Origin of the sequence: Mesorhizobium sp. LSJC280B00 (assembly GCF_000502835.1) — a bacterium.
In the GTDB taxonomy this organism is placed as follows: domain Bacteria; phylum Pseudomonadota; class Alphaproteobacteria; order Rhizobiales; family Rhizobiaceae; genus Mesorhizobium.
This window is the reverse complement of sequence record NZ_AYVL01000010.1, coordinates 56,245-73,702: the sequence shown is the minus strand read 5'-3', so window position 1 is coordinate 73,702 and position 17,458 is coordinate 56,245. Positions and strand designations below refer to the sequence as shown.

Sequence of the window (17,458 nt, the reverse complement as noted above, 5' to 3'; positions counted from 1 at the left end):
TCGAACCGGAACCTCTGCGGAGCTGAGGCGTTCGAAAATTGCAAGGCGTAAAGGCAAACGCAATGGCTCAGAAGATCACGACAGGCGCGAACGACCGGCCGCGCAATGAAACCATCGGCCAATCCGGCGAAGGCCTGCCGGACGACAGCAGCAGGCCGCTCGAGGTCGACGAAGGCTGGGTCGCCCGGCTGAGAAACAAGCTGCAGGGCAACCCCCGGCAAGCCGGTCAGGCCAACACGGACGAAGTCCCCGTAGACACTCCAGGCGCTGGCGAGAATATTTGCCGCCGCTGTGCAGGGTCAGGCATGATCGACGGCCGCACCTGCCCCGAATGCGGCGGAACCGGCAAGGTGACGACGCCGATAGGCGGAGGCTGAGCAATTCCAGGAAAAGTGTGAAGCGGTTTCCCGTCCGGTATTTGCGTCAAACAATAAGATAGACCGGTTCTGCGTTTCCGCGGAACGATGAACCGTCCAGCGTCGGTCAGATCGCCGGCACCCACTTCCAGAACACGCCTTCCTTGCGTTCCGGGTAGTGCTTGAACTCGCATTCGAAACGCCAGCCGTAGTTCTTGGCGGTGGCAAGCGCCTCCTTGCTGACCGGGTTCATGCCCGTTCCCGGCGCAAACCAGTCCTCCAGCAAGTCGTCGGGGATATAGGCGCCGATCCTCAAAGGCAGCTTTTCGAGGACGACATCCATTTCGGGCGGTGCGGGCACGGTGCGCTCCCTTCGTAGTCTACTCACCAAGAAGTCGTTCGAGGAGGATTGGGTTCCGGGCGATCACCGAGGTGGAAGGTGATTGTCGTAGCCGGGCAGGACAGGCCTCGATGCCGGGCCTTCACAGGACGAGCTACGGAACGGCGGCGGCAAATCGAAAGATGGGCGCACCCGATAGGATTCGAACGGTTTGCCTTCGGAGGGCAGCTAGGCAGAGCGGCACACAAAGCGTTTTTCAATACTCTCATATTTCTGGTTTTACCATCGCGACTAGAAGCCATTGTTCCGGCCCTTGACGGCTGTTAGCAGAATGTGAACATAATAAGAACACAACGCCGAAAGAGAATCGTGTCAGCCAGAGCGCAAACTGATTACCTGCCGATTTTCCTCATCGGGCTTCTCTCTGGGGTCATTTTGATCGGATGTACATTAGTAAGTGTAAATGTAACTCCAGAACAAATTCAGAGTATCAGCATGTCTTATACCGATTTTATTACAGTGATGCTGACAGCTGTGACTGTCATAATAACTATATTGGCAATGTTTATTGCAATACTGGCTATCTGGGGATACTCGCAATTCCAAAAGCTAACCGAGACAGCTTCGAGGAATCATCTCGAGAAGATGTTATTCGATGGGCCCTTCGCAAAGCGGATTGAGACGGCAATAATTCAGCACATTTCCGATCAGATCCAAGGAGGGGAATTGCGCACCGTACTGGCTGAACGGGTTGATAGACTCATATTGAGTGACGCGTCTTTACGCGCGGACAAGGATCAAGCGCCATCCGAAGAAAAACCATTTACAGACTAAGGAGAGTCAAATGATGAGTCGAGAATGGTATTCTTTAGATCAAGGGACGCTGGCGACAATTCAAGCTCTTCAGGACGGAGCGCCCGTTCGTTTGTCCGCAATTGCCAACGCCTTGGGCGTCAGGGTGATTGCAACAAACCTACCTAGCGGAATTTCTGGAGAGATAAGGCCGGACCCCGACAATCCGGTCCAGTTCATCATCAAGGTCAACAGAAATGACTCGGCGCGTCGGCAACGTTTCACTGTTGCACATGAAGTCGGGCATTATCTTCTGCACCGCGATCAGATTGGAGACGGAATCACGGATGACGTTCTATACCGCTCCGGATTATCGGATCGTCGCGAAGCGCAAGCCAACAGAATGGCCGCTGACCTATTGATGCCTCAACAGCTCGTTGATGAATGGTTGGACAGGGCAAGGACACTTAAGGTTGACAACGTTGTTAGTTTCCTCGCTGATAAGTTTAATGTGTCCGAAGCAGCGATGAAGATTCGGCTGGGCATCCCGTGAGATGAAGGCGCGTAGCCATGGATTTTGGGGCATTTAGTTACGTTCCGATTATCGGAGTGCGCCCATCAGAGATGCAGGCTATCGAGGAGCTTTCTCCTCAAGTTAAAACCGGGTTACTTCCTTTTGTAATCCTTCAGCCGTGGACTACGGCGAACGCGTTCGCAAGCACTATAGTGAAGGTTTCCGCTTGCACTTCCGGCAAGCCGATTGTCGTCGATCTAACTGACGATGTCTTCGATGGAAAAAGAAGGCCCGTCCATGACATTTTTGACGCGTTGAGAGACTCCAAAGATGGGTATTTGGCCTGGCGCAGCTTCATAGATGAAAATCCTATGTTTACTCCCACGGTCCAACTGATTGACCCGAAGGAGCTGGTGCCTCAGGTTCAAGCATTCAAAGCAATGGGGCGGGGCGTTGTAATTCGCCTCCACGAACAAATATTTCCTCTTGCAGCTGATATCGCAAAACTCTTTAAACGGTATCCTTCGAACGAAGACGTGTATTTCATCCTTGATTTTCAGCGTCAGGACAAGAACATCCTTAATAAAGCGCTGGTTGCAACAAGCATCTGCAAGGCCATTCGTACTCAGCTGGACGATTGTTATATATCGGTATCAGCATCAACGTTCCCCACTTCGTTCACAGGGATAGTCGAGCAGGAAATTTTCGAGCGAAAGTTTTATAATCTAGTTGCTGGGCAAGTTGGACACGCTCGCAACATCTACTGTGACCGCGCGAGTGTTCGAGCGGAGAAGCAAAGCGGCGGCGGCGGGAGTCCAGCGCCCAGAATTGACAATGCCTTTTCAACCAAATGGAAATTCTTCCGGGAGGCTGATGAGGAGGACCGCGACGAGGCTTATCAGCTAGCTGCAAAACGCGCCACCAAATGTCCAGATTGGAATGATAAGGGCATATGGGGTACCGAGATGATCAAGAAGACTGCGGCTGGAGAAGAGAATGCGATTTACTCGCCGAAAATGTCAACCTCTGCTCGCGTCAACATCCACATGCACATACAGTCGGGTGCGGACGATCAGCCGGGCGAAACCGAATGGAGCGACCTTTAAGGGCTCGCGATTTGGAGCGTCTCCTTCGCTTGACGTCTCCAGAGTTCCCAAAAGAGTTGTTGCTTTTCTTTTTTCTGGATCACGTTGGTTCGTTCTGAAGCAAACCGGCTCAAGTGAAGCAACCCGCTATGGGAGACGTTTTTCCTGCCCACGTGATCCCAAAATCTAGTCGATGTTTCGGAAAACGTATGGACGAACGAAGCCGCGACTGTTTCAAAAATGAGTTTGTCGGAAAGCTCCTGTGCAGCTGTCAGAAGTGCCGTTTTCCTCACTGGCGCAGCGATTGGGACCCCCACCAGCTTTTTTAAGTCGCCAATGGTTAGCAACTTGAGGCTAACAGATTTTGTCTTCGTTGCAGGCGCTAAGGCTTCTCGCCAAACAATGATCGAGCCAGAGTCGCTTGCTGTGAACACGCGGACTCCAGGTAGAATAAGATTTGTGATGGAAGCCAAGTGTTTCTCGTCGGCGACAAGAATGACCTCATCAAAGCACGCCGTGTATACCTCAAGTTGAGGCTTCAGGCGAGTAAGAGAATCATGCTTACTCTTGATTTCAATCCCGATAAGCTTTGAACCATTGTAAATGGCAAGATCGGCTCGCCGCCCGGTAGAGCCAAGAACATATTCTGACGCCACAATGGAACGGGAATCGATCATTCTCCACTTCCGCAACGCGTTTAGGACATCGCACTTTATGCGAGATTCGTAATATTTTTCCGCCATGAACAGTACCTGTCGGAGCCAGAGCGAACAATAGACACGCAGCTACCAAGGGAACCTTAACGTCACGGCCACGGGCCGTGCCGGCGGCCGCCCTGATTGCTCGAACGGAACGCGCTTGGCTCGATCATGGAACTATCCGACGTTATCTGCGACCTTGGGGAGCGGCCATCATCCATAATACAACGGTTTTATATGGCGCACCCGACAGGATTCGAACCTGTGACCTCTGCCTTCGGAGGGCAGCGCTCTATCCAGCTGAGCTACGGGTGCCTTCAGGATCGGTGATCCCAAAAACGAACCAGCCGGTAAACCGGCCAGCCACGGCTTCTTAGCGGAAGCAGGCGCCGGCTTCAACGGGCAATCGCCAGCGGGCTCAAGTTGCCGTAGCAGCCCGGGGGAGACAGACACCGTCCCGTCCGGCGCCACTGCCTGCTCATTCTGTCACGGTAAGCACTGCCTTGCCTCTGATGCTGCGCTGCCGCAGCGCGTCGAGGGCTTGGCCGACGTCCCGCCACGGCACGGTCAGGACTACGCGCGTTTCGAGCCGGCCGGCTGCGATCAGTGCGAGCAGCGAGGCGATGTCGGCGCCAACCTCCGGACCGGAAGCGTAGTAGGCGAAGGTCTGCAGCCGCGCACCTTCGTGCCCCGGAACGAACTGGCGGAAGCCGATGGGCGTGAGTTCGCCGCTGCTCGAGCCGAACATGACGACGGTCCCGCCGGGCGCGATCCGTTCGATCGCGTGGGCGAGGCTATCGCCGCCTACCGATTCGGCAATCAGCGAGAACAGTCCTTCGGCCAGCTCGATCGTTTCGACGACCCGCTCGGCTCCGAGGCCGCGGAGATCGTCGGCATGCCGTTCAGCGGCGACCGCCACCNATGCCGTTCAGCGGCGACCGCCACCACCGACGCGCCCTGCTGGCGGGCGATCTGGATCTGGAAACGGCCGACCGCGCCGCTTGCGCCGGTAATCAGGACCCGCTGGCCGGCCAGGTCGCCGCCGAGGCGCAGGGTCCGCAGCGCGGTCGTGCCCGCGACCGGAACAGTGGCGGCGGAGACGAAGCTGACGTCGTCCGGCAGGACGGCGAGGTGGTCGGTCGGAACGGCGACCCGTTCGGCCCACCCGGCCTCGTCGACCAGAGCCGCAACCCGGGCGCCGACGGCCGGCCCGGAGCCGTCAGGCGCGGCGCGCTCGACAATTCCGGCGACGTCCTGGCCAGGCACCCAGCCGTTCGGACGGATGTTGAGCAGGCGCAGTTCGCCGCGGTTCAGCGAGACTGCCCGGACCGAGACCAGCGCCTCATGCGGGGCGGGCTCGGACTCACCAAGCTCGGCGAGCCGCAACCCGGTGGCGCTGTCGGAAGATGTGACCAAGGCGAGCATTGCTATCGTCCCTTCTTGCTGCGTGGCGGACGCCAGCCTGTTTTCGTGCGCCGGGCTTGTTGGTCCGACGTTCAGAACGCAAGCAGGGCATGACTGGAAGCCCGCCTGTCGGCTTCTGAGTTACTCATCCCTAATCTATCGACTTTCCTGTTTGAGTAATTTAGATATCTTGGCAGTCGATCGCTAAAATAAGTCAATATGAGACAGCCTCTCCGCTACCCCTGGCCTTTCGATCCGGATGATGTCCTCGCCCCGGCAATCGCCGTGCGCGTTGACGTTACCGAAACCAGGGCGGAGGTGCCGGACCACCGCCACCGCAAAGGGCAACTCGTCTTCGCGCTCGGCGGTGGCGTCACATGTCGCGTTCCCAGCGGCTTGTGGATGGTGCCGCCGCATTGCGCGGTGTGGATTCCCGGCGACATGGTGCACAGCAATATCGCGACCGCCAATGCCCGGATTTTCTTCGTCTATATCGAACCGGGAGCTACCGACCTGCCGGACCGGTGCTGCACGCTTTCGATCTCGCCGTTGCTGCGCGAGCTCATCATAGAGCTGACGGATCGCGTTGAGGACGATGACGCGAGGGGCGAGCTCCTGACCAGCGTACTGCTATCCGAATTGCCGCGCATGCCTGTCCAGCAGCTGCATTTGCCGATCTCGTCCGAGCCGCGCTTGAGGCGCATCGCGGCGGCGTTGGCGCAAGATCCTGCCGATCGCAGCACCCTGGCGGAATGGGCCAGTCGCGTCGCGCTCAGCGAGAGCAGTCTCGCACGTCTCGTGGTGAAAGAGACAGGGCTGACCTTCGGGCGCTGGCGCCAGCAACTGCACCTGATCGTCGCGATGCGCGAGCTGGCCTCCGGCGCCAGCGTGCAGCAGGTTTCGGCCGATCTCGGTTACGAATCGGTCACCGCCTTCATCACCATGTTCAAGAAAGCGCTTGGCAAGCCGCCGGCAAAGTATCTCAGCAGTGTCGCGCAAAACGGCGGCTCTGCGTTTGTCGCCTGAACCCGCACGCGGTCAACACTCGGACTTCAACTGTCACTGCTCCTCGGCATACAGCAGTCGCGTCTTTGCCTCGGAGGTCGGCAACAGGCTGCGCTGGATCAGCGCCTCGACGTGGTCGTTGCGCTGGCGCGCGCTGTCGGCGCCCATCACCACGATGATCAGCCTGTGCCCGTCCGCATCATAGGAGGTGACGATGTTGAAGCCCGAAGCCCTGATGTAGCCGGTCTTGATGCCGTCGACGCCGCGCACCCGGCCGAGCATGTCGTTGTGGCCGCGCACAAGCCTGCCGCGGAACATGAAGTCGCTTTCAGAGAAATAGTGGAAATGCTGCGGGAAGCGGGCGTGCAGCGCCATGCCGAGCACCGCCATGTCGCGCGCGCTGGTGTGCTGGTCGCCGTCCGGCAGGCCCGAGGCATTGCGGAAAACGGTGCTGCTCATGCCGATCTGGCGCGCCTTGGCGGTCATCATGCCGGCGAACGCCTCTTCGCTGCCGCCGAGATATTCGGCAACGGCGACCGCCACGTCATTGGCCGATTTGACGACGACGGCGCGGATCGCCGAATCGACGTCGATGGTCTCGCCGCGCCTGAACCGCAGCTTGGTCGGCGGCTGCCGGGCGGCGTTGTCCGACACCGGAATTTGCGTCTCCTTGCTGATGCGGCCCTGGTCCAGCGCCTCGAACAGGAGGTAGAGCGTCATCATCTTGGTCAGCGACGCCGGATAACGCGGCGCCGTCGAATTGACCTCGAACAGCGTCTTGCCGGTGCCGGCATCGATGACCATGGCGGCATATTTCTGCGGCGGCGCCGGTACCGCCAGCACGCTGTCGGGCGGCGTGACAGTCGTGCAGCCGGCAGCAAACAGCAGCAGCGCCAGCACAGCGACGCATTTGTGGATGGACGAAAAGAACCGGAAGGCGGACAAGTCAGTTCCGAAGGCAGGCAGTTTCTGAGACGAGGCGAAGCTATCTTAACGCAAAGGCACAGTCCATTTGGTTAATATCGGTCTGGCCCTCGAACGGCCCTGTCCACAGGCCGACGTGGCGCCGCCTGATGTGAATTGCCGGCCACCGCGCTTGCGCAACCGGCGGCGAGTGGGCTTTGCTGGCGCCGGCAGAATCGGTAGGTGCACATGGATGCGGTCACGATCACGGCAAAGGGCATTTCGGTATCGGTCGATCTTGCCGTCGGCCATCTCGCCGACATGGCGGTCGATATCGATGGCCATCGGCTGAAGCCGCTGCATCGCGCACCCTGGGTCGGCGAGCCGCGCGAGATGCTGCCGAAAGACCTGCCTGAAGGGACGGTCCACCTGTCCGGCGATTTCCTCTGCGCACCCTTCTCGAGCAGCGACGTCGAAGCGGCACCTTTGCATGGCTGGCCGGCAAATAGTCGCTGGGACGTCGTCGACAGCGCGGCAACGGCCGACGGCTGGCGCGCCGTCTTCCGCCTGCAGCGCCCGGTTATGGGCGCAACCGTCGACAAGATCCTGACCTTGCGCGACGATCATCCCTTTCTCTATCAGGAACACGTCTTTTCCGGCGGGGCCGGCGCCATTCCGGTCGCCCACCACCCGATGACGGTGATGACGGCCGGCGGCAGGCTGGCCTTCTCGCCCAAGCGCCTTGCCGCAACGCCGAGTGAGGCGCCGGAGCCCGATCCGGCCCGCGGCCGCTCGTTGCTCGCCTACCCGGCGCGAACCGCCGACCTGACGCGCTTTCCCGCCGCCAGCGGCGGCACGATTGACCTGACCACCTATCGCATGGACCAGCTGCGTGAGGACTTCGTGACGCTGGTCGAGGCCGATCATGGCGGGCCGGGCTGGACCGCGCTGGCGCGCCAGGCGGAAGCCGATCTCGTGCTGGTGCTGAAGAACCCGGCCGAACTGCCGGTCACCATGCTGTGGGTCAGCAATGGCGGGCGTGACTATGCGCCATGGAGCGGCCGCCACCGCGGCGTGCTCGGCATCGAGGACGGCCGCACGGCCGTCGGCCACGCCGCATCGCTCGGCGACAATTGGCTGAAGCGCGAAGGCGTGGCGACCGCCTTTGCCCTTTCCGAAGGGCGCCGCTTTTCGTTCCGCCATGTCATCGGCGCACTGCCATGGCCATCCGGCGAGCCGCCGCACGACGTCACGACCTCGCCGGGCCGCATGCGCATCCTGGCGGCTGACGGTGCCGTGCGCGACATCGGCTTCGACGGCGATTTCCTGCGGATCGGTCAATCCAGGCCCGATTGAAGGCTTGGCACAATCCGGCGTTTGAAATTTTCAAAAACTGCCGCCAAAATGCGCCAGAACCATCTTATGGATGCCAATGTCAGAAATCGCCCACATCGCTGCTGTCATTTTCAAGCGCGCCGGCAAGGCACCGCGCTTCATCGTGGCCATTGCCGGCCCTCCCGGCGCCGGCAAATCGACATTGTCGGCAGGCTTGCACGACTTGCTGCTGGAAGGCACGGCGGAAGTCGTGCCGATGGATGGCTTCCATTACGATGATGTCGTTCTCGAGCGGCGCGGCCTTCGCGCGCGAAAAGGTGCTCCGGAAACCTTTGATTTTGCCGGCTTCGAAGCGCTGCTGAAGCGCATCCGCGCCGGCGAGCCGGATATCGCCATCCCAGTCTTCGACCGCAGCATGGAGCTGTCGCGCGCCGCTGCTGCGATTGTCGCCGCCGACACCAAATTCATTCTGGTCGAAGGCAATTATCTCCTGCTCGACGAGGAACCCTGGACGCGGCTGGCGCCGCTGTTCGACTTCTCGATCTTCGTCGATGTGCCGCGCGCCGAGCTCGAGCGCCGACTACTGGCGCGATGGCACGAGCACGGCCGCTCCGACGAGGACGCGCGCGCCTGGATCGCCTCTAACGATATGCCGAACATCGACCGCGTGCTTGCCCGTCGGCGGCCCGCCGACCTGGTGGTCGGCGACCTGGCCTGACTTGCAAGGAACCGCCCGGCCGGAACCTTGACAGTTTCAGGCCGTTATCCCGGACACGGCAATTGTGCCCATGAGGGAACCGTTCGATGGAAACCATGGCAAGAAAGCCTGCGCCCGCCAAGGGCAGGGCAACACGATCAAAAGCAACTCGCGCGAAAACCAGCGCCGGTCCGGCAGCGGCGGCGCGTTCCAAGGAGGCGGCAAAGCCCAGCTTTGGCAAGGCAGCGCCGAAAAAGGTGATGCCTGCCGCGACCAAAGCCGCAGCTCCCAAAGCCGCCAGCCCTAAAAAGCCGGCAAGCAGAGGATCGATCGCAGGCAGCGCTATGCGCACCGTCAAAACGACGGCCAACGTCGCCGCCGGTGCCGTGCTTGCCACCGCCAAAGGGGCGGCGTCGCTTGCCGCTTCCGTAGTCGGCAAGAAACCCCGGACCAAAGCAAAATAGCCGAGCGGAATCGGCGTAAGATCAGCTTCTGGCCGGAATGGTGAGGCCCCTCTGCACCGCTGGACGAGCGAGGCCACGCTCCAGCCATGCGCCCACGCTGGGGAAATCGTCGAAACCGACGAGTTCCCGCGCCTCGTAGAAGCCGATCAGATTGCGCACCCACCCAAGCATCGAAATATCGGCGATGGTGTAATCGTCGCCCATGATCCAGCTGCGGCCCTTGAGCCTCGTTTCGAGGACGCCGATCAGCCGTCGCGACTCGTCGCGATAACGTTCCAGCGGGCGCTTGTCGGCGATTTCGCGCCCAGCGAATTTGTGGAAGAATCCGACTTGGCCGAACATCGGCCCGATCGAAGCCATCTGGAAGAACACCCACTGGATCGTCTCATAACGCAGCGTCGCGTCTGCCGGGACCAGCTTGCCGGTCTTGTCGCTGAGGTAAAGCAGGATGGCGCCGGATTCGAACAAGCCGATCGGCTTGCCACCCGGGCCGTCCGGATCGATCATCGCCGGTATCTTGCCGTTCGGGTTCAAAGACAGGAATTCCGGGGTCCAGCTCTCGTTCTTGCCGATATCGACGGCATGCGGCTCGTAAGGCAGGCCAAGTTCCTCCAGCGCGATCGATATCTTCACCCCGTTCGGCGTCGGAAACGAATAAAGCTGGATGCGGTCGGGGTGGCTCGCCGGCCAGCGCCTAGCAATCGGAAACGCGGACAGATCGGTCATCGAAACTCCTGGTAGGAGACCGCGCCGAGCGGCACGGTCATGGCGGGTCGCAGAGAGTTAGGCGCGACGCCTGGCGCGATCAATATGCGCATGGAAAGTTTCGCCGGCCCCGGTGAAGGACCCGCAAGGGGTGCGGTCACACGGCCCTGACCGCCAGCACCGCATTGGTGCCGCCGAAGGCGAAGCTGTTGCTGATCGCGGTGCGCACGGTGCGTTCGCGCGCCACGTTCGGCGTGATGTCGAGATCGCAGTCGGCGTCGGCTTCCCGATAATTGGCGGTCGGCGGCACGATGCCTTCGCGGATCGCCATCACGCAGGCGATCATTTCCAGCGCGCCGGAGGCGCCGAGGCAGTGGGCGTGCATCGATTTGGTCGAGGACACCGAAAGCTTGTAGGCATGGTCGCCGAACACGCGTTTGATCGCCGCCGTCTCGATCTGATCGTTGGCCTTGGTGCCGGTGCCATGCGCGTTGAGATAGTCGACGTCCTCGGGATTGAGCCCGGCATCGACGAGGCAGAAGCGCATCGCCGCCTCAGGCCCTTCGATGGTTGGCGCGACGATATCGGAGGCGTCGGCGGAAAGGCCGACGCCGGCGATTTCGGCAAGGATGGCGGCGCCGCGCGCCATGGCATGCTCATATGTTTCCAGCACCACCATGCCGGCGCCTTCGCCGAGCACGAGCCCCTGGCGGTCGGCCGAAAACGGCCGGCAGGTGTCCGGCGACAGCACCCGCAGGGCCTCCCAGCCCTTGAGGATGCCCCAGACCAGCGGCGCATCGGTGCCGCCGGCGACCATGACGTCGGCCCGGCCGAGCCTGATCTGATCGACCGCCGAGGCAATGGCGTGGTTGGATGACGAGCAGGCAGAGGTGATGCCGAACACCGGCCCGCGCAGACCAAGATTCATGCTGACATGGCCGGCTGCAGCGCCCGGCATTACTTTCGGGACGGTGAAGATGCCGGCGCGGTTCTTGCCTTCGAGCAGGATGGCGCGATAGTTCTCTTCGATTGCCTCCCAGCCGCAGACGCCGACGCCGACGATGGTGCCCATCCGGTAGGTGTTGGCCGCGTGCGGGTTCAATCCCGCCTGCTGTGCCGCCTCCCGCGCGGCGATCGTCGCCAGAAGGCTGAAGCGGTCCATCGACACGACCTGCTTGCGGTCGATGCCGTGCTCGGGAAGCGCCTTGATTTCGCAGCCGACCTTGACCTTCAGATCATGCAGCAGCGGATTGTCGATCGCGCCGATTGCCGAACGGCCGGCGCGCATTTCATTCCAGATTGCCGGTGCATTGGTGCCGAGCCCGCATAATCCGCCGATGCCCGTGATGACGACGCGCTTGTGCATTCAGTCAGGCTTTTTTCGCGATCAGCGCGCGAACCGCCTCGACCATGTCGCCGACATTCTTCAGATTGCTCCAGGCATCGACAGTGTTCATCTCGATTTCGATGCCATACTCTTCCTCGAGATCGAAGATGATCTCCGTCAGTTCCAGCGAATGGATGCCGAGGGCGGTCAGTTCGGTACTGGTGGTGATTTCCTCGCCGCCCGGCTCGGCATGAGCCTTGATCTTGGCGATGATATCGTTTGCCAGCTGGTCAGCCATTCGGTTTCTTCCCCAACTCTGTCGTTTCCCGACGCCAACTGATCAGCGCCCCTTTTGTCCTCGATTACGTCGTCATCGTCGCCTTTTACCCCCGCCAGGCGCCGGTGACCGTACCAAGGTGGCTCCCTCTATAGAAACCGAAACGCTGTCAAGCAACAAGCTATATATCGACAAAGCCGCCGCAGTGCTTAACGTTGGTGTCGTGGATACGATCGCATATAGCTTGACTTCAGTGCCGCCGGCCCAGCGTGTTGCCGGCGTCGCGCGGCTTGGCTGCGACTGGAACGGAGGCCGCACGCGTCTTCGGCGTCTGTACCAGGACGGTTCGGCCAAGATCCGCATGCCGGCGGTCTCGGCCGATCCGCTCGAAGCCGTCCTGATCAACACCGCCGGTGGGCTGACCGGTGGCGACCGTCTCGCCTGGGAGGTCGATGTCGGTGCCGGCGCCTCCGCAACCATAACAACGCAGGCCTGCGAGAAAATCTATCGCGCCGCATCCGACCGCGCCGAAGTGCGGGTGCAGCTGACTGTCGGAGAAGACGGCCACATTGCCTGGCTGCCACAGGAAACCATCGTCTTCGACCGCTCGGCCTTTGCCCGCAGCCTTGACGTGGAGCTTGCCACCGGAGCCGAGGCGCTGATCCTGGAGGCTACCGTCTTCGGCCGCCTGGCCATGGGTGAACGGGCTTCGCAAGGCCATTTCCACGACCGCTGGCGCGTCCGCCAGGACGGGGCGCTGGTCCATGCAGAGGAGTTCCGCATCGGGCCGGACATTGCGGCCACCTTGAACCGTCCCGCAGCGGCCGGCGGTGCCGTCGCCGTGGCGACGCTGCTGATGGTGTCGCCACGGGCAGAGGCTTTGCTCGAGCCGGCCCGGGGCATAGTCGGCGGCCAGGGCGGCGTCAGTTTCTGGAGCGTGCGGAAATCTGGCAAGCTTCTTGCGAGGCTGTTCGCTGAGGACGGCTACCAGCTCCGCAAGCGGCTGGTGCCGCTTGTCGAATTGCTCAACGGACGGGCGGGCCTGCCCAAATTATGGTCACTCTGATTTCGATTGTGCCACCGCAGGAAAAAGCATGAATCTGACGCCGAGGGAGAAAGACAAGCTGCTGATCGCCATGGCGGCGATCGTGGCCCGCAAGCGGCTCGAACGCGGCGTCAAGCTCAATCATCCGGAAGCGATCGCGCTGATCACCGATTTCGTCGTCGAGGGTGCCCGCGACGGCCGCGCGGTCGCCGAGCTGATGGAGGCCGGCGCCCATGTCGTCACCCGGGCCCAGGTGATGGAAGGCATTGCAGAAATGATCCACGATGTGCAGGTCGAGGCGACGTTTCCAGACGGCACCAAGCTGGTGACCGTGCACGAGCCGATCAGATAACACCGCCAAGGAGAGGAAAATGCTTGAGCTGCGTCCCAACTGCGAGTGCTGCGACAAGGATCTGCCGCCCGATGCGACGGATGCGGTGATCTGCACCTTCGAATGCACCTTTTGCGCCGACTGCGCACAAAACGTGCTCGGCGGCGCCTGTCCGAATTGCGGCGGCAACTTCTCGGCCCGCCCGATCCGTCCGGCAGCGCTGCTGAAGAAATATCCGGCCTCCACCAAGCGCGTCCTCAAGGCAGAGAGCTGCGCTCCGGCCCGCAAGGCGGCGTGAGAGGTAGTCGAAGATGGAAGCTACGCCGATGATCCCCGCTACGATGAAACGCTCAACGCTGTCGGCGGTCCTGCTGCTGGCGGCAGCAATGCCAGCCTATGCCCATGTCGGCGCCGGCACGGTTTGGTCCTTCACCGCCGGCTTCTCCCACCCGCTCTCCGGCCTCGATCACATGACGGCGATGATTGCCGTCGGGCTATGGGCCGCGCTCAAGGGCGACAAAGCGACCTGGGCATGGCCGCTGGCCTTCGTAAGCGTCATGCTGGCCGGCGGCGTGCTCGGCATGCTGCATGTGCCGATGCCTTTCGTCGAGCCGGCGATACTGGCGTCCGTCGTGGCACTCGGGCTGCTGGTTGCGCTCGCCGTCGATCTTCCTGTCTCGGCCGGCGTCGCCGTCATCGGCCTGTTCGCGCTGTTCCACGGCTATGCCCATGGCGCCGAGGTGCCTGAGAATGTCGGCGGACTCGGCTATATGGCGGGCTTTGCCGTTGCCACGGCATTGCTCCACGCCGTCGGCATCGCGGCCGGTCTCGGCCTCGGCTGGCGCTTCCGCGGGCTTGCCCGCGCCGCTGGCGCCGCTTGTGCCGCGATTGGCGCCGGCCTCGCTTTCGGCGTCGTGTGAGGCCGCGATGATCCCCGGCGAAATCATCACGGCAAGCGGCGAGATCGAACTGAACAAGGGTCTGGCGACGGTCACCTTGAAGGTAGCCAACAGCGGCGACCGGCCGATCCAGGTAGGCAGCCATTATCATTTCTTCGAGACCAATGAGGGACTGAGATTCGATCGCGACAAGGCCCGCGGCATGCGCCTCGACATCGCTGCCGGCACCGCCATGCGCTTCGAGCCCGGCCAAGAGCGCGACGTTACCCTGGTGCCGTTCGGCGGCAAGCGCGAGGTCTACGGATTTCAGCAGAAGATCATGGGCGCGCTGTGAGATCGAAGGCGTCGAGCAGTTTCGGCTCAGCCGGGCGGCTTGGCCGCCGCATAGATGACGACCTTTCCCGGATCGTCGAATTCCACCGCCAGAACGTCCTCGGTTTGCACTCGCCGCGAATCGATGGCGTTGAACAGCAATGCGTTCGCCTCGATCTCCTTGCGCAGCTCGGCGATGTCGTCCCGATGCTGCCTGACCTTGTTTTCGATCGCCGGCGGCGGGCCGCCTTCGGTGCGCGCGGCATCGGTAAGAAACACGATATCGACCTTGTCGAGCTTGGATGTCTTGCGCACGGCGGCGATGTTTTCACGCGTGCGGTCGATCGCCGAACTGACCTTGCCGGCTTCCGCATTTGTCTGGGTCTCTTCCTGGCCGACCTCCGAGCCGACGATCCGGTTGACGGTCTCGGCGCTGTCGAGGCTCTGCGCGTTCAGCGCGGCGTGCGGAATGCTGGCTGCCAGAAACGCGGTCGCGGCAATCCCATGCAGCCATCTGGTGTCGGAGAAGGTGGTGATCGCCATCGCTCGTTCTCAGGGTCCTTTTCGAGGCTCGTGTCAGGGCGACAGGACCGAAACGTAACGTCCCCCGTGAAGGTTCCCTTTGCGATGCGGCGGGCTGGCCGGGCGCCGGCCCGCCGCCTCGCCTCGTCAGCTCGCTTTCTTGGTGATCAGCGTCAGCGCGCCATTGGTGCTCATGCTGGCGGCGATCACCTGCGCCGAGGTGAGCCCCTTGGCTTCGAGCGCGGATTTGACCTGCGGTGTCGCGTCGATCGAGCCGCGCAGTTTCTGCAGGTCGGCATCGCTGCGCTTGGCGATCACCTCGTTGACCTTGGCTTGAGTGTCCGCGGGCAGATCCTTGATATCGACGACGTTGATCGCCTGGATGGTGGGCGCCTGCGGCTGCGCCCCGGGCGCGGCAGGAGCAGGCGCAGCCGGCGCCGGACTGGGCTGCTGCGCAGGCTGTTGCTGGGCGCTGGCGGCGGTTGCGAGCACCAGCGTGGCGGCGGCTGCCAGAAGGGTCGTTTTGCGCATGGATGTTCCTTTCCATCGATTGGCAAATGGTCGTTTTGGGGTGGCCCGGCCACCTCAAACGCTAAATGGGATCGGAAAGTGTCGCTCAGCGGGTCATTGCGTGACCATAGGATGGCGGCAATGTGGGGCCCGGCTTCGACAAGCGGTATTTCCGGGCTGTATTTCGGGAGCAATTGCTGATGGCTAAAATCACCCGCGCCGCCTACGCGCAGATGTACGGCCCGACCGTCGGCGACAAGGTCCGGCTCGCCGACACCGAGCTGTTCATCGAGGTCGAAAGGGATCTCACTCTTCACGGCGAGGAGGTGAAGTTCGGCGGCGGCAAGGTCATCCGCGACGGCATGGGCCAGAGCCAGGTGTCGCGCGCGCAAGGCGCGGTCGACACCGTCATCACCAATGCGTTGGTCGTCGATGCCACCGCCGGTATCGTCAAGGCAGATATCGGCCTCAGGGACGGCCGTATCGCCGCGATCGGCAAGGCCGGCAATCCGGATACCCAAGGCGGCGTCACCATCATCATCGGTCCCGGCACCGAGATCATCGCCGGCGAGGGGAAGATCCTGACCGCCGGCGGCTTCGACGCGCATATCCATTTCATCTGCCCGCAGCAGATCGAGGAAGCGCTGATGTCGGGCATCACCACCATGCTCGGCGGCGGCACCGGCCCGGCGCACGGCACGCTGGCCACCACCTGCACGCCTGGGCCGTGGCATCTGGCGCGCATGATCCAGTCTTTCGACGCCTTCCCTATGAATATCGGCCTGTCGGGCAAGGGCAACGCGTCCCTGCCTGCCGCGCTCGAGGAGATGGTGCTCGCCGGCGCCTGCTCGCTGAAGCTGCACGAGGACTGGGGCACGACGCCGGCTGCAATCGACTGCTGCCTGTCGGTCGCCGACGATTACGACGTGCAGGTGATGATCCACACCGACACGCTGAACGAGTCCGGCTTCGTCGAAAACACGGTCGCGGCGATCAAGGGCCGCACCATCCATGCCTTCCACACCGAAGGCGCCGGCGGCGGCCACGCGCCTGATATCATCAAGGTCTGCGGCCTGCCTAACGTCATTCCGTCCTCGACCAACCCGACCCGCCCCTACACGATCAACACGCTGGCCGAACACCTCGACATGCTGATGGTCTGTCACCATCTGTCGCCGTCGATCCCCGAAGATATCGCCTTTGCCGAAAGCCGCATCCGCAAGGAAACCATCGCCGCAGAAGACATTCTGCACGACATCGGCGCCTTCTCGATCATCTCGTCGGACAGCCAGGCCATGGGCCGTGTCGGCGAAGTGGCGATCCGCTGCTGGCAGACCGCCGACAAGATGAAGCGCCAGCGCGGTTCGCTGCCGCAGGAGACCGGCGACAACGACAATTTCCGCGTCCGCCGCTACATCGCCAAATACACCATCAATCCGGCCATCGCGCATGGCCTGTCGAAGGACATCGGCTCGGTGGCGGTGGGAAAACGCGCCGACCTCGTCCTGTGGAATCCGGCCTTTTTCGGCGTCAAGCCGGACATGGTGCTGATCGGCGGCATGATCGCCGCCGCCCCGATGGGCGATCCCAACGCCTCGATCCCGACGCCGCAGCCGATGCATTACCGGCCGATGTTCGGGGCCTACGGCAAGGCGATGACCAATTCGTCGGTGACCTTCGTTTCGAAGGCCGCGCTCGACGCAGGCCTGCGCGGCAGGCTCGGCGTCGACAAGCAGATGGTCGCGGTCGAAAACACCCGCGGCGGCATCGGCAAGCATTCGATGGTGCTCAATGACGCCACGCCGCATGTCGAGGTCGACCCCGAAACCTATGAGGTCCGCGCCGACGGCGAACTCCTGACCTGCGAGCCGGCTACCGTGCTGCCGATGGCGCAACGCTACTTCCTGTTCTGAACCATAGGCGTTAGAACGACCGAT

Annotated in this window: 23 protein-coding genes and 1 tRNA gene; 14 read left to right on the top strand and 10 right to left on the bottom strand. The window is 62.0% G+C overall.

Translation table 11 applies throughout. The features are described 5' to 3' along the window. Nucleotides 1-62 precede the first annotated feature (62 nt). On the top strand, nucleotides 63-377 hold the full coding sequence (locus X773_RS55515) for a hypothetical protein (protein ID WP_036238562.1): 315 nt from the start codon (nucleotides 63-65) through the stop codon (nucleotides 375-377). Nucleotides 378-483: 106 nt separating this feature from the next. On the opposite strand, the gene X773_RS55510 is transcribed toward X773_RS55515, so the two are convergent. Next, nucleotides 484-717 carry a hypothetical protein gene (locus tag X773_RS55510; RefSeq protein WP_023677026.1) on the bottom strand — a complete coding sequence of 78 codons (234 nt, stop codon included), beginning with the start codon at nucleotides 715-717 and terminating at the stop codon, nucleotides 484-486. A 348-nt stretch (nucleotides 718-1,065) separates the two neighbouring features. On the opposite strand from X773_RS55510, the gene X773_RS55505 reads away from it, so the two are divergent. The 3 genes from X773_RS55505 to X773_RS73660 are packed head-to-tail and all read left to right on the top strand — an operon-like array spanning nucleotide 1,066 to nucleotide 3,108. Continuing rightward, nucleotides 1,066-1,530: a hypothetical protein gene (locus X773_RS55505; protein ID WP_156937346.1), complete on the top strand. Its 465-nt coding sequence runs from the start codon at nucleotides 1,066-1,068 to the stop codon at nucleotides 1,528-1,530. 10 nt (nucleotides 1,531-1,540) lie between these two features. Beyond that, a complete protein-coding gene (locus X773_RS0137960; RefSeq protein WP_031211837.1) occupies nucleotides 1,541-2,041 on the top strand; it encodes an ImmA/IrrE family metallo-endopeptidase in 501 nt (166 codons plus the stop codon). A gap of 17 nt (nucleotides 2,042-2,058) precedes the next feature. Then, complete coding sequence (locus X773_RS73660) at nucleotides 2,059-3,108, top strand: hypothetical protein (protein WP_023677022.1); 1,050 nt, start codon at nucleotides 2,059-2,061, stop codon at nucleotides 3,106-3,108. On the opposite strand, the gene X773_RS73655 is transcribed toward X773_RS73660, so the two are convergent. The 3 genes from X773_RS73655 to X773_RS78120 all read right to left on the bottom strand — a co-directional run bounded on the left by X773_RS73655 (nucleotide 3,105) and on the right by X773_RS78120 (nucleotide 4,704). Beyond that, the gene (locus tag X773_RS73655; protein WP_023677021.1) at nucleotides 3,105-3,830 is read right to left on the bottom strand and encodes a sce7726 family protein; all 726 of its coding nucleotides are present in this window, start codon (nucleotides 3,828-3,830) and stop codon (nucleotides 3,105-3,107) included. The genes X773_RS73660 and X773_RS73655 overlap by 4 nt on opposite strands. 193 nt (nucleotides 3,831-4,023) lie before the next feature. Continuing rightward, a tRNA-Arg gene (locus X773_RS55495) sits at nucleotides 4,024-4,100 on the bottom strand. Between the two features lie 163 nt (nucleotides 4,101-4,263). Next, a complete protein-coding gene (locus tag X773_RS78120; RefSeq protein ID WP_245274708.1) occupies nucleotides 4,264-4,704 on the bottom strand; it encodes a zinc-binding dehydrogenase in 441 nt (146 codons plus the stop codon). A gap of 704 nt (nucleotides 4,705-5,408) precedes the next feature. Here X773_RS78120 and X773_RS55485 point away from each other — a divergent pair. Then, on the top strand, nucleotides 5,409-6,215 hold the full coding sequence (locus X773_RS55485) for a helix-turn-helix transcriptional regulator (protein ID WP_023677020.1): 807 nt from the start codon (nucleotides 5,409-5,411) through the stop codon (nucleotides 6,213-6,215). A 33-nt stretch (nucleotides 6,216-6,248) separates the two neighbouring features. On the opposite strand, the gene X773_RS55480 is transcribed toward X773_RS55485, so the two are convergent. Continuing rightward, nucleotides 6,249-7,139 carry a D-alanyl-D-alanine carboxypeptidase family protein gene (locus X773_RS55480; protein ID WP_023677019.1) on the bottom strand — a complete coding sequence of 297 codons (891 nt, stop codon included), beginning with the start codon at nucleotides 7,137-7,139 and terminating at the stop codon, nucleotides 6,249-6,251. Nucleotides 7,140-7,346: 207 nt separating this feature from the next. On the opposite strand from X773_RS55480, the gene X773_RS55475 reads away from it, so the two are divergent. The 3 genes from X773_RS55475 (at nucleotide 7,347) to X773_RS78115 (ending at nucleotide 9,436) form a co-directional block, all read left to right on the top strand. Next, on the top strand, nucleotides 7,347-8,453 hold the full coding sequence (locus X773_RS55475) for a hypothetical protein (protein ID WP_023677018.1): 1,107 nt from the start codon (nucleotides 7,347-7,349) through the stop codon (nucleotides 8,451-8,453). Between the two features lie 76 nt (nucleotides 8,454-8,529). Next, nucleotides 8,530-9,150: a nucleoside triphosphate hydrolase gene (locus X773_RS55470; protein ID WP_023677017.1), complete on the top strand. Its 621-nt coding sequence runs from the start codon at nucleotides 8,530-8,532 to the stop codon at nucleotides 9,148-9,150. A 70-nt stretch (nucleotides 9,151-9,220) separates the two neighbouring features. Continuing rightward, the gene (locus tag X773_RS78115) at nucleotides 9,221-9,436 is read left to right on the top strand and encodes a hypothetical protein (RefSeq protein ID WP_245274707.1); all 216 of its coding nucleotides are present in this window, start codon (nucleotides 9,221-9,223) and stop codon (nucleotides 9,434-9,436) included. 178 nt (nucleotides 9,437-9,614) lie between these two features. Here the strand turns inward: X773_RS78115 and X773_RS55460 are convergent, their stop codons facing one another. The 3 genes from X773_RS55460 to X773_RS55450 form a co-directional block, all read right to left on the bottom strand. Then, nucleotides 9,615-10,319 carry a glutathione S-transferase N-terminal domain-containing protein gene (locus X773_RS55460; protein WP_023677015.1) on the bottom strand — a complete coding sequence of 235 codons (705 nt, stop codon included), beginning with the start codon at nucleotides 10,317-10,319 and terminating at the stop codon, nucleotides 9,615-9,617. A gap of 136 nt (nucleotides 10,320-10,455) precedes the next feature. Further along, nucleotides 10,456-11,664 carry a beta-ketoacyl-[acyl-carrier-protein] synthase family protein gene (locus X773_RS55455; RefSeq protein ID WP_023677014.1) on the bottom strand — a complete coding sequence of 403 codons (1,209 nt, stop codon included), beginning with the start codon at nucleotides 11,662-11,664 and terminating at the stop codon, nucleotides 10,456-10,458. A 4-nt stretch (nucleotides 11,665-11,668) separates the two neighbouring features. Continuing rightward, nucleotides 11,669-11,923 carry an acyl carrier protein gene (locus X773_RS55450; RefSeq protein ID WP_023677013.1) on the bottom strand — a complete coding sequence of 85 codons (255 nt, stop codon included), beginning with the start codon at nucleotides 11,921-11,923 and terminating at the stop codon, nucleotides 11,669-11,671. 202 nt (nucleotides 11,924-12,125) lie between these two features. Here X773_RS55450 and X773_RS55445 point away from each other — a divergent pair, with 202 nt between their 5' ends. From X773_RS55445 to X773_RS55425, 5 genes are read left to right on the top strand one after another with little or no spacing between them, the layout of a single operon-like run. Then, nucleotides 12,126-12,968, top strand: a complete 843-nt coding sequence (locus X773_RS55445; RefSeq protein WP_023677012.1) for an urease accessory protein UreD — start codon at nucleotides 12,126-12,128, stop codon at nucleotides 12,966-12,968. A 28-nt stretch (nucleotides 12,969-12,996) separates the two neighbouring features. Continuing rightward, nucleotides 12,997-13,299 (top strand): urease subunit gamma, encoded by a 303-nt coding sequence (locus X773_RS55440; protein WP_023677011.1) that lies wholly within the window; start codon nucleotides 12,997-12,999, stop codon nucleotides 13,297-13,299. Nucleotides 13,300-13,318: 19 nt separating this feature from the next. Continuing rightward, a complete protein-coding gene (locus X773_RS55435) occupies nucleotides 13,319-13,576 on the top strand; it encodes a DUF1272 domain-containing protein (protein WP_023677010.1) in 258 nt (85 codons plus the stop codon). Between the two features lie 28 nt (nucleotides 13,577-13,604). Further along, the gene (locus tag X773_RS55430) at nucleotides 13,605-14,198 is read left to right on the top strand and encodes a HupE/UreJ family protein (protein ID WP_023677009.1); all 594 of its coding nucleotides are present in this window, start codon (nucleotides 13,605-13,607) and stop codon (nucleotides 14,196-14,198) included. A gap of 7 nt (nucleotides 14,199-14,205) precedes the next feature. After that, the gene (locus X773_RS55425) at nucleotides 14,206-14,511 is read left to right on the top strand and encodes an urease subunit beta (RefSeq protein ID WP_023677008.1); all 306 of its coding nucleotides are present in this window, start codon (nucleotides 14,206-14,208) and stop codon (nucleotides 14,509-14,511) included. A 26-nt stretch (nucleotides 14,512-14,537) separates the two neighbouring features. On the opposite strand, the gene X773_RS55420 is transcribed toward X773_RS55425, so the two are convergent. Both X773_RS55420 and X773_RS55415 read right to left on the bottom strand, forming a co-directional pair. Then, nucleotides 14,538-15,032 carry a hypothetical protein gene (locus tag X773_RS55420; RefSeq protein ID WP_023677007.1) on the bottom strand — a complete coding sequence of 165 codons (495 nt, stop codon included), beginning with the start codon at nucleotides 15,030-15,032 and terminating at the stop codon, nucleotides 14,538-14,540. 126 nt (nucleotides 15,033-15,158) lie between these two features. Beyond that, a complete protein-coding gene (locus tag X773_RS55415) occupies nucleotides 15,159-15,542 on the bottom strand; it encodes a hypothetical protein (RefSeq protein ID WP_023677006.1) in 384 nt (127 codons plus the stop codon). Nucleotides 15,543-15,718: 176 nt separating this feature from the next. Here X773_RS55415 and ureC point away from each other — a divergent pair, with 176 nt between their 5' ends. Further along, a complete protein-coding gene (ureC, locus tag X773_RS55410) occupies nucleotides 15,719-17,434 on the top strand; it encodes an urease subunit alpha (RefSeq protein WP_023677005.1) in 1,716 nt (571 codons plus the stop codon). The last annotated feature ends 24 nt before the right edge of the window (nucleotides 17,435-17,458 follow it).

What these genes read in the sequence shown, in the direction of transcription:
- X773_RS55515 (WP_036238562.1), top strand. Translation starts at nt 63, where the DNA reads ATGGCTCAGAAGATCACGACAGGCGCGAACGACCGGCCGCGCAATGAA.
- X773_RS0137960 (WP_031211837.1), top strand. Translation starts at nt 1,541, where the DNA reads ATGATGAGTCGAGAATGGTATTCTTTAGATCAAGGGACGCTGGCGACA.
- X773_RS73660 (WP_023677022.1), top strand. Translation starts at nt 2,059, where the DNA reads ATGGATTTTGGGGCATTTAGTTACGTTCCGATTATCGGAGTGCGCCCA.
- X773_RS73655 (WP_023677021.1), bottom strand. Translation starts at nt 3,830, where the DNA reads ATGGCGGAAAAATATTACGAATCTCGCATAAAGTGCGATGTCCTAAAC.
- X773_RS55485 (WP_023677020.1), top strand. Translation starts at nt 5,409, where the DNA reads ATGAGACAGCCTCTCCGCTACCCCTGGCCTTTCGATCCGGATGATGTC.
- X773_RS55475 (WP_023677018.1), top strand. Translation starts at nt 7,347, where the DNA reads ATGGATGCGGTCACGATCACGGCAAAGGGCATTTCGGTATCGGTCGAT.
- X773_RS55470 (WP_023677017.1), top strand. Translation starts at nt 8,530, where the DNA reads ATGTCAGAAATCGCCCACATCGCTGCTGTCATTTTCAAGCGCGCCGGC.
- X773_RS78115 (WP_245274707.1), top strand. Translation starts at nt 9,221, where the DNA reads ATGAGGGAACCGTTCGATGGAAACCATGGCAAGAAAGCCTGCGCCCGC.
- X773_RS55460 (WP_023677015.1), bottom strand. Translation starts at nt 10,319, where the DNA reads ATGACCGATCTGTCCGCGTTTCCGATTGCTAGGCGCTGGCCGGCGAGC.
- X773_RS55455 (WP_023677014.1), bottom strand. Translation starts at nt 11,664, where the DNA reads ATGCACAAGCGCGTCGTCATCACGGGCATCGGCGGATTATGCGGGCTC.
- X773_RS55450 (WP_023677013.1), bottom strand. Translation starts at nt 11,923, where the DNA reads ATGGCTGACCAGCTGGCAAACGATATCATCGCCAAGATCAAGGCTCAT.
- X773_RS55440 (WP_023677011.1), top strand. Translation starts at nt 12,997, where the DNA reads ATGAATCTGACGCCGAGGGAGAAAGACAAGCTGCTGATCGCCATGGCG.
- X773_RS55435 (WP_023677010.1), top strand. Translation starts at nt 13,319, where the DNA reads ATGCTTGAGCTGCGTCCCAACTGCGAGTGCTGCGACAAGGATCTGCCG.
- X773_RS55430 (WP_023677009.1), top strand. Translation starts at nt 13,605, where the DNA reads ATGATCCCCGCTACGATGAAACGCTCAACGCTGTCGGCGGTCCTGCTG.
- X773_RS55425 (WP_023677008.1), top strand. Translation starts at nt 14,206, where the DNA reads ATGATCCCCGGCGAAATCATCACGGCAAGCGGCGAGATCGAACTGAAC.
- X773_RS55420 (WP_023677007.1), bottom strand. Translation starts at nt 15,032, where the DNA reads ATGGCGATCACCACCTTCTCCGACACCAGATGGCTGCATGGGATTGCC.
- X773_RS55415 (WP_023677006.1), bottom strand. Translation starts at nt 15,542, where the DNA reads ATGCGCAAAACGACCCTTCTGGCAGCCGCCGCCACGCTGGTGCTCGCA.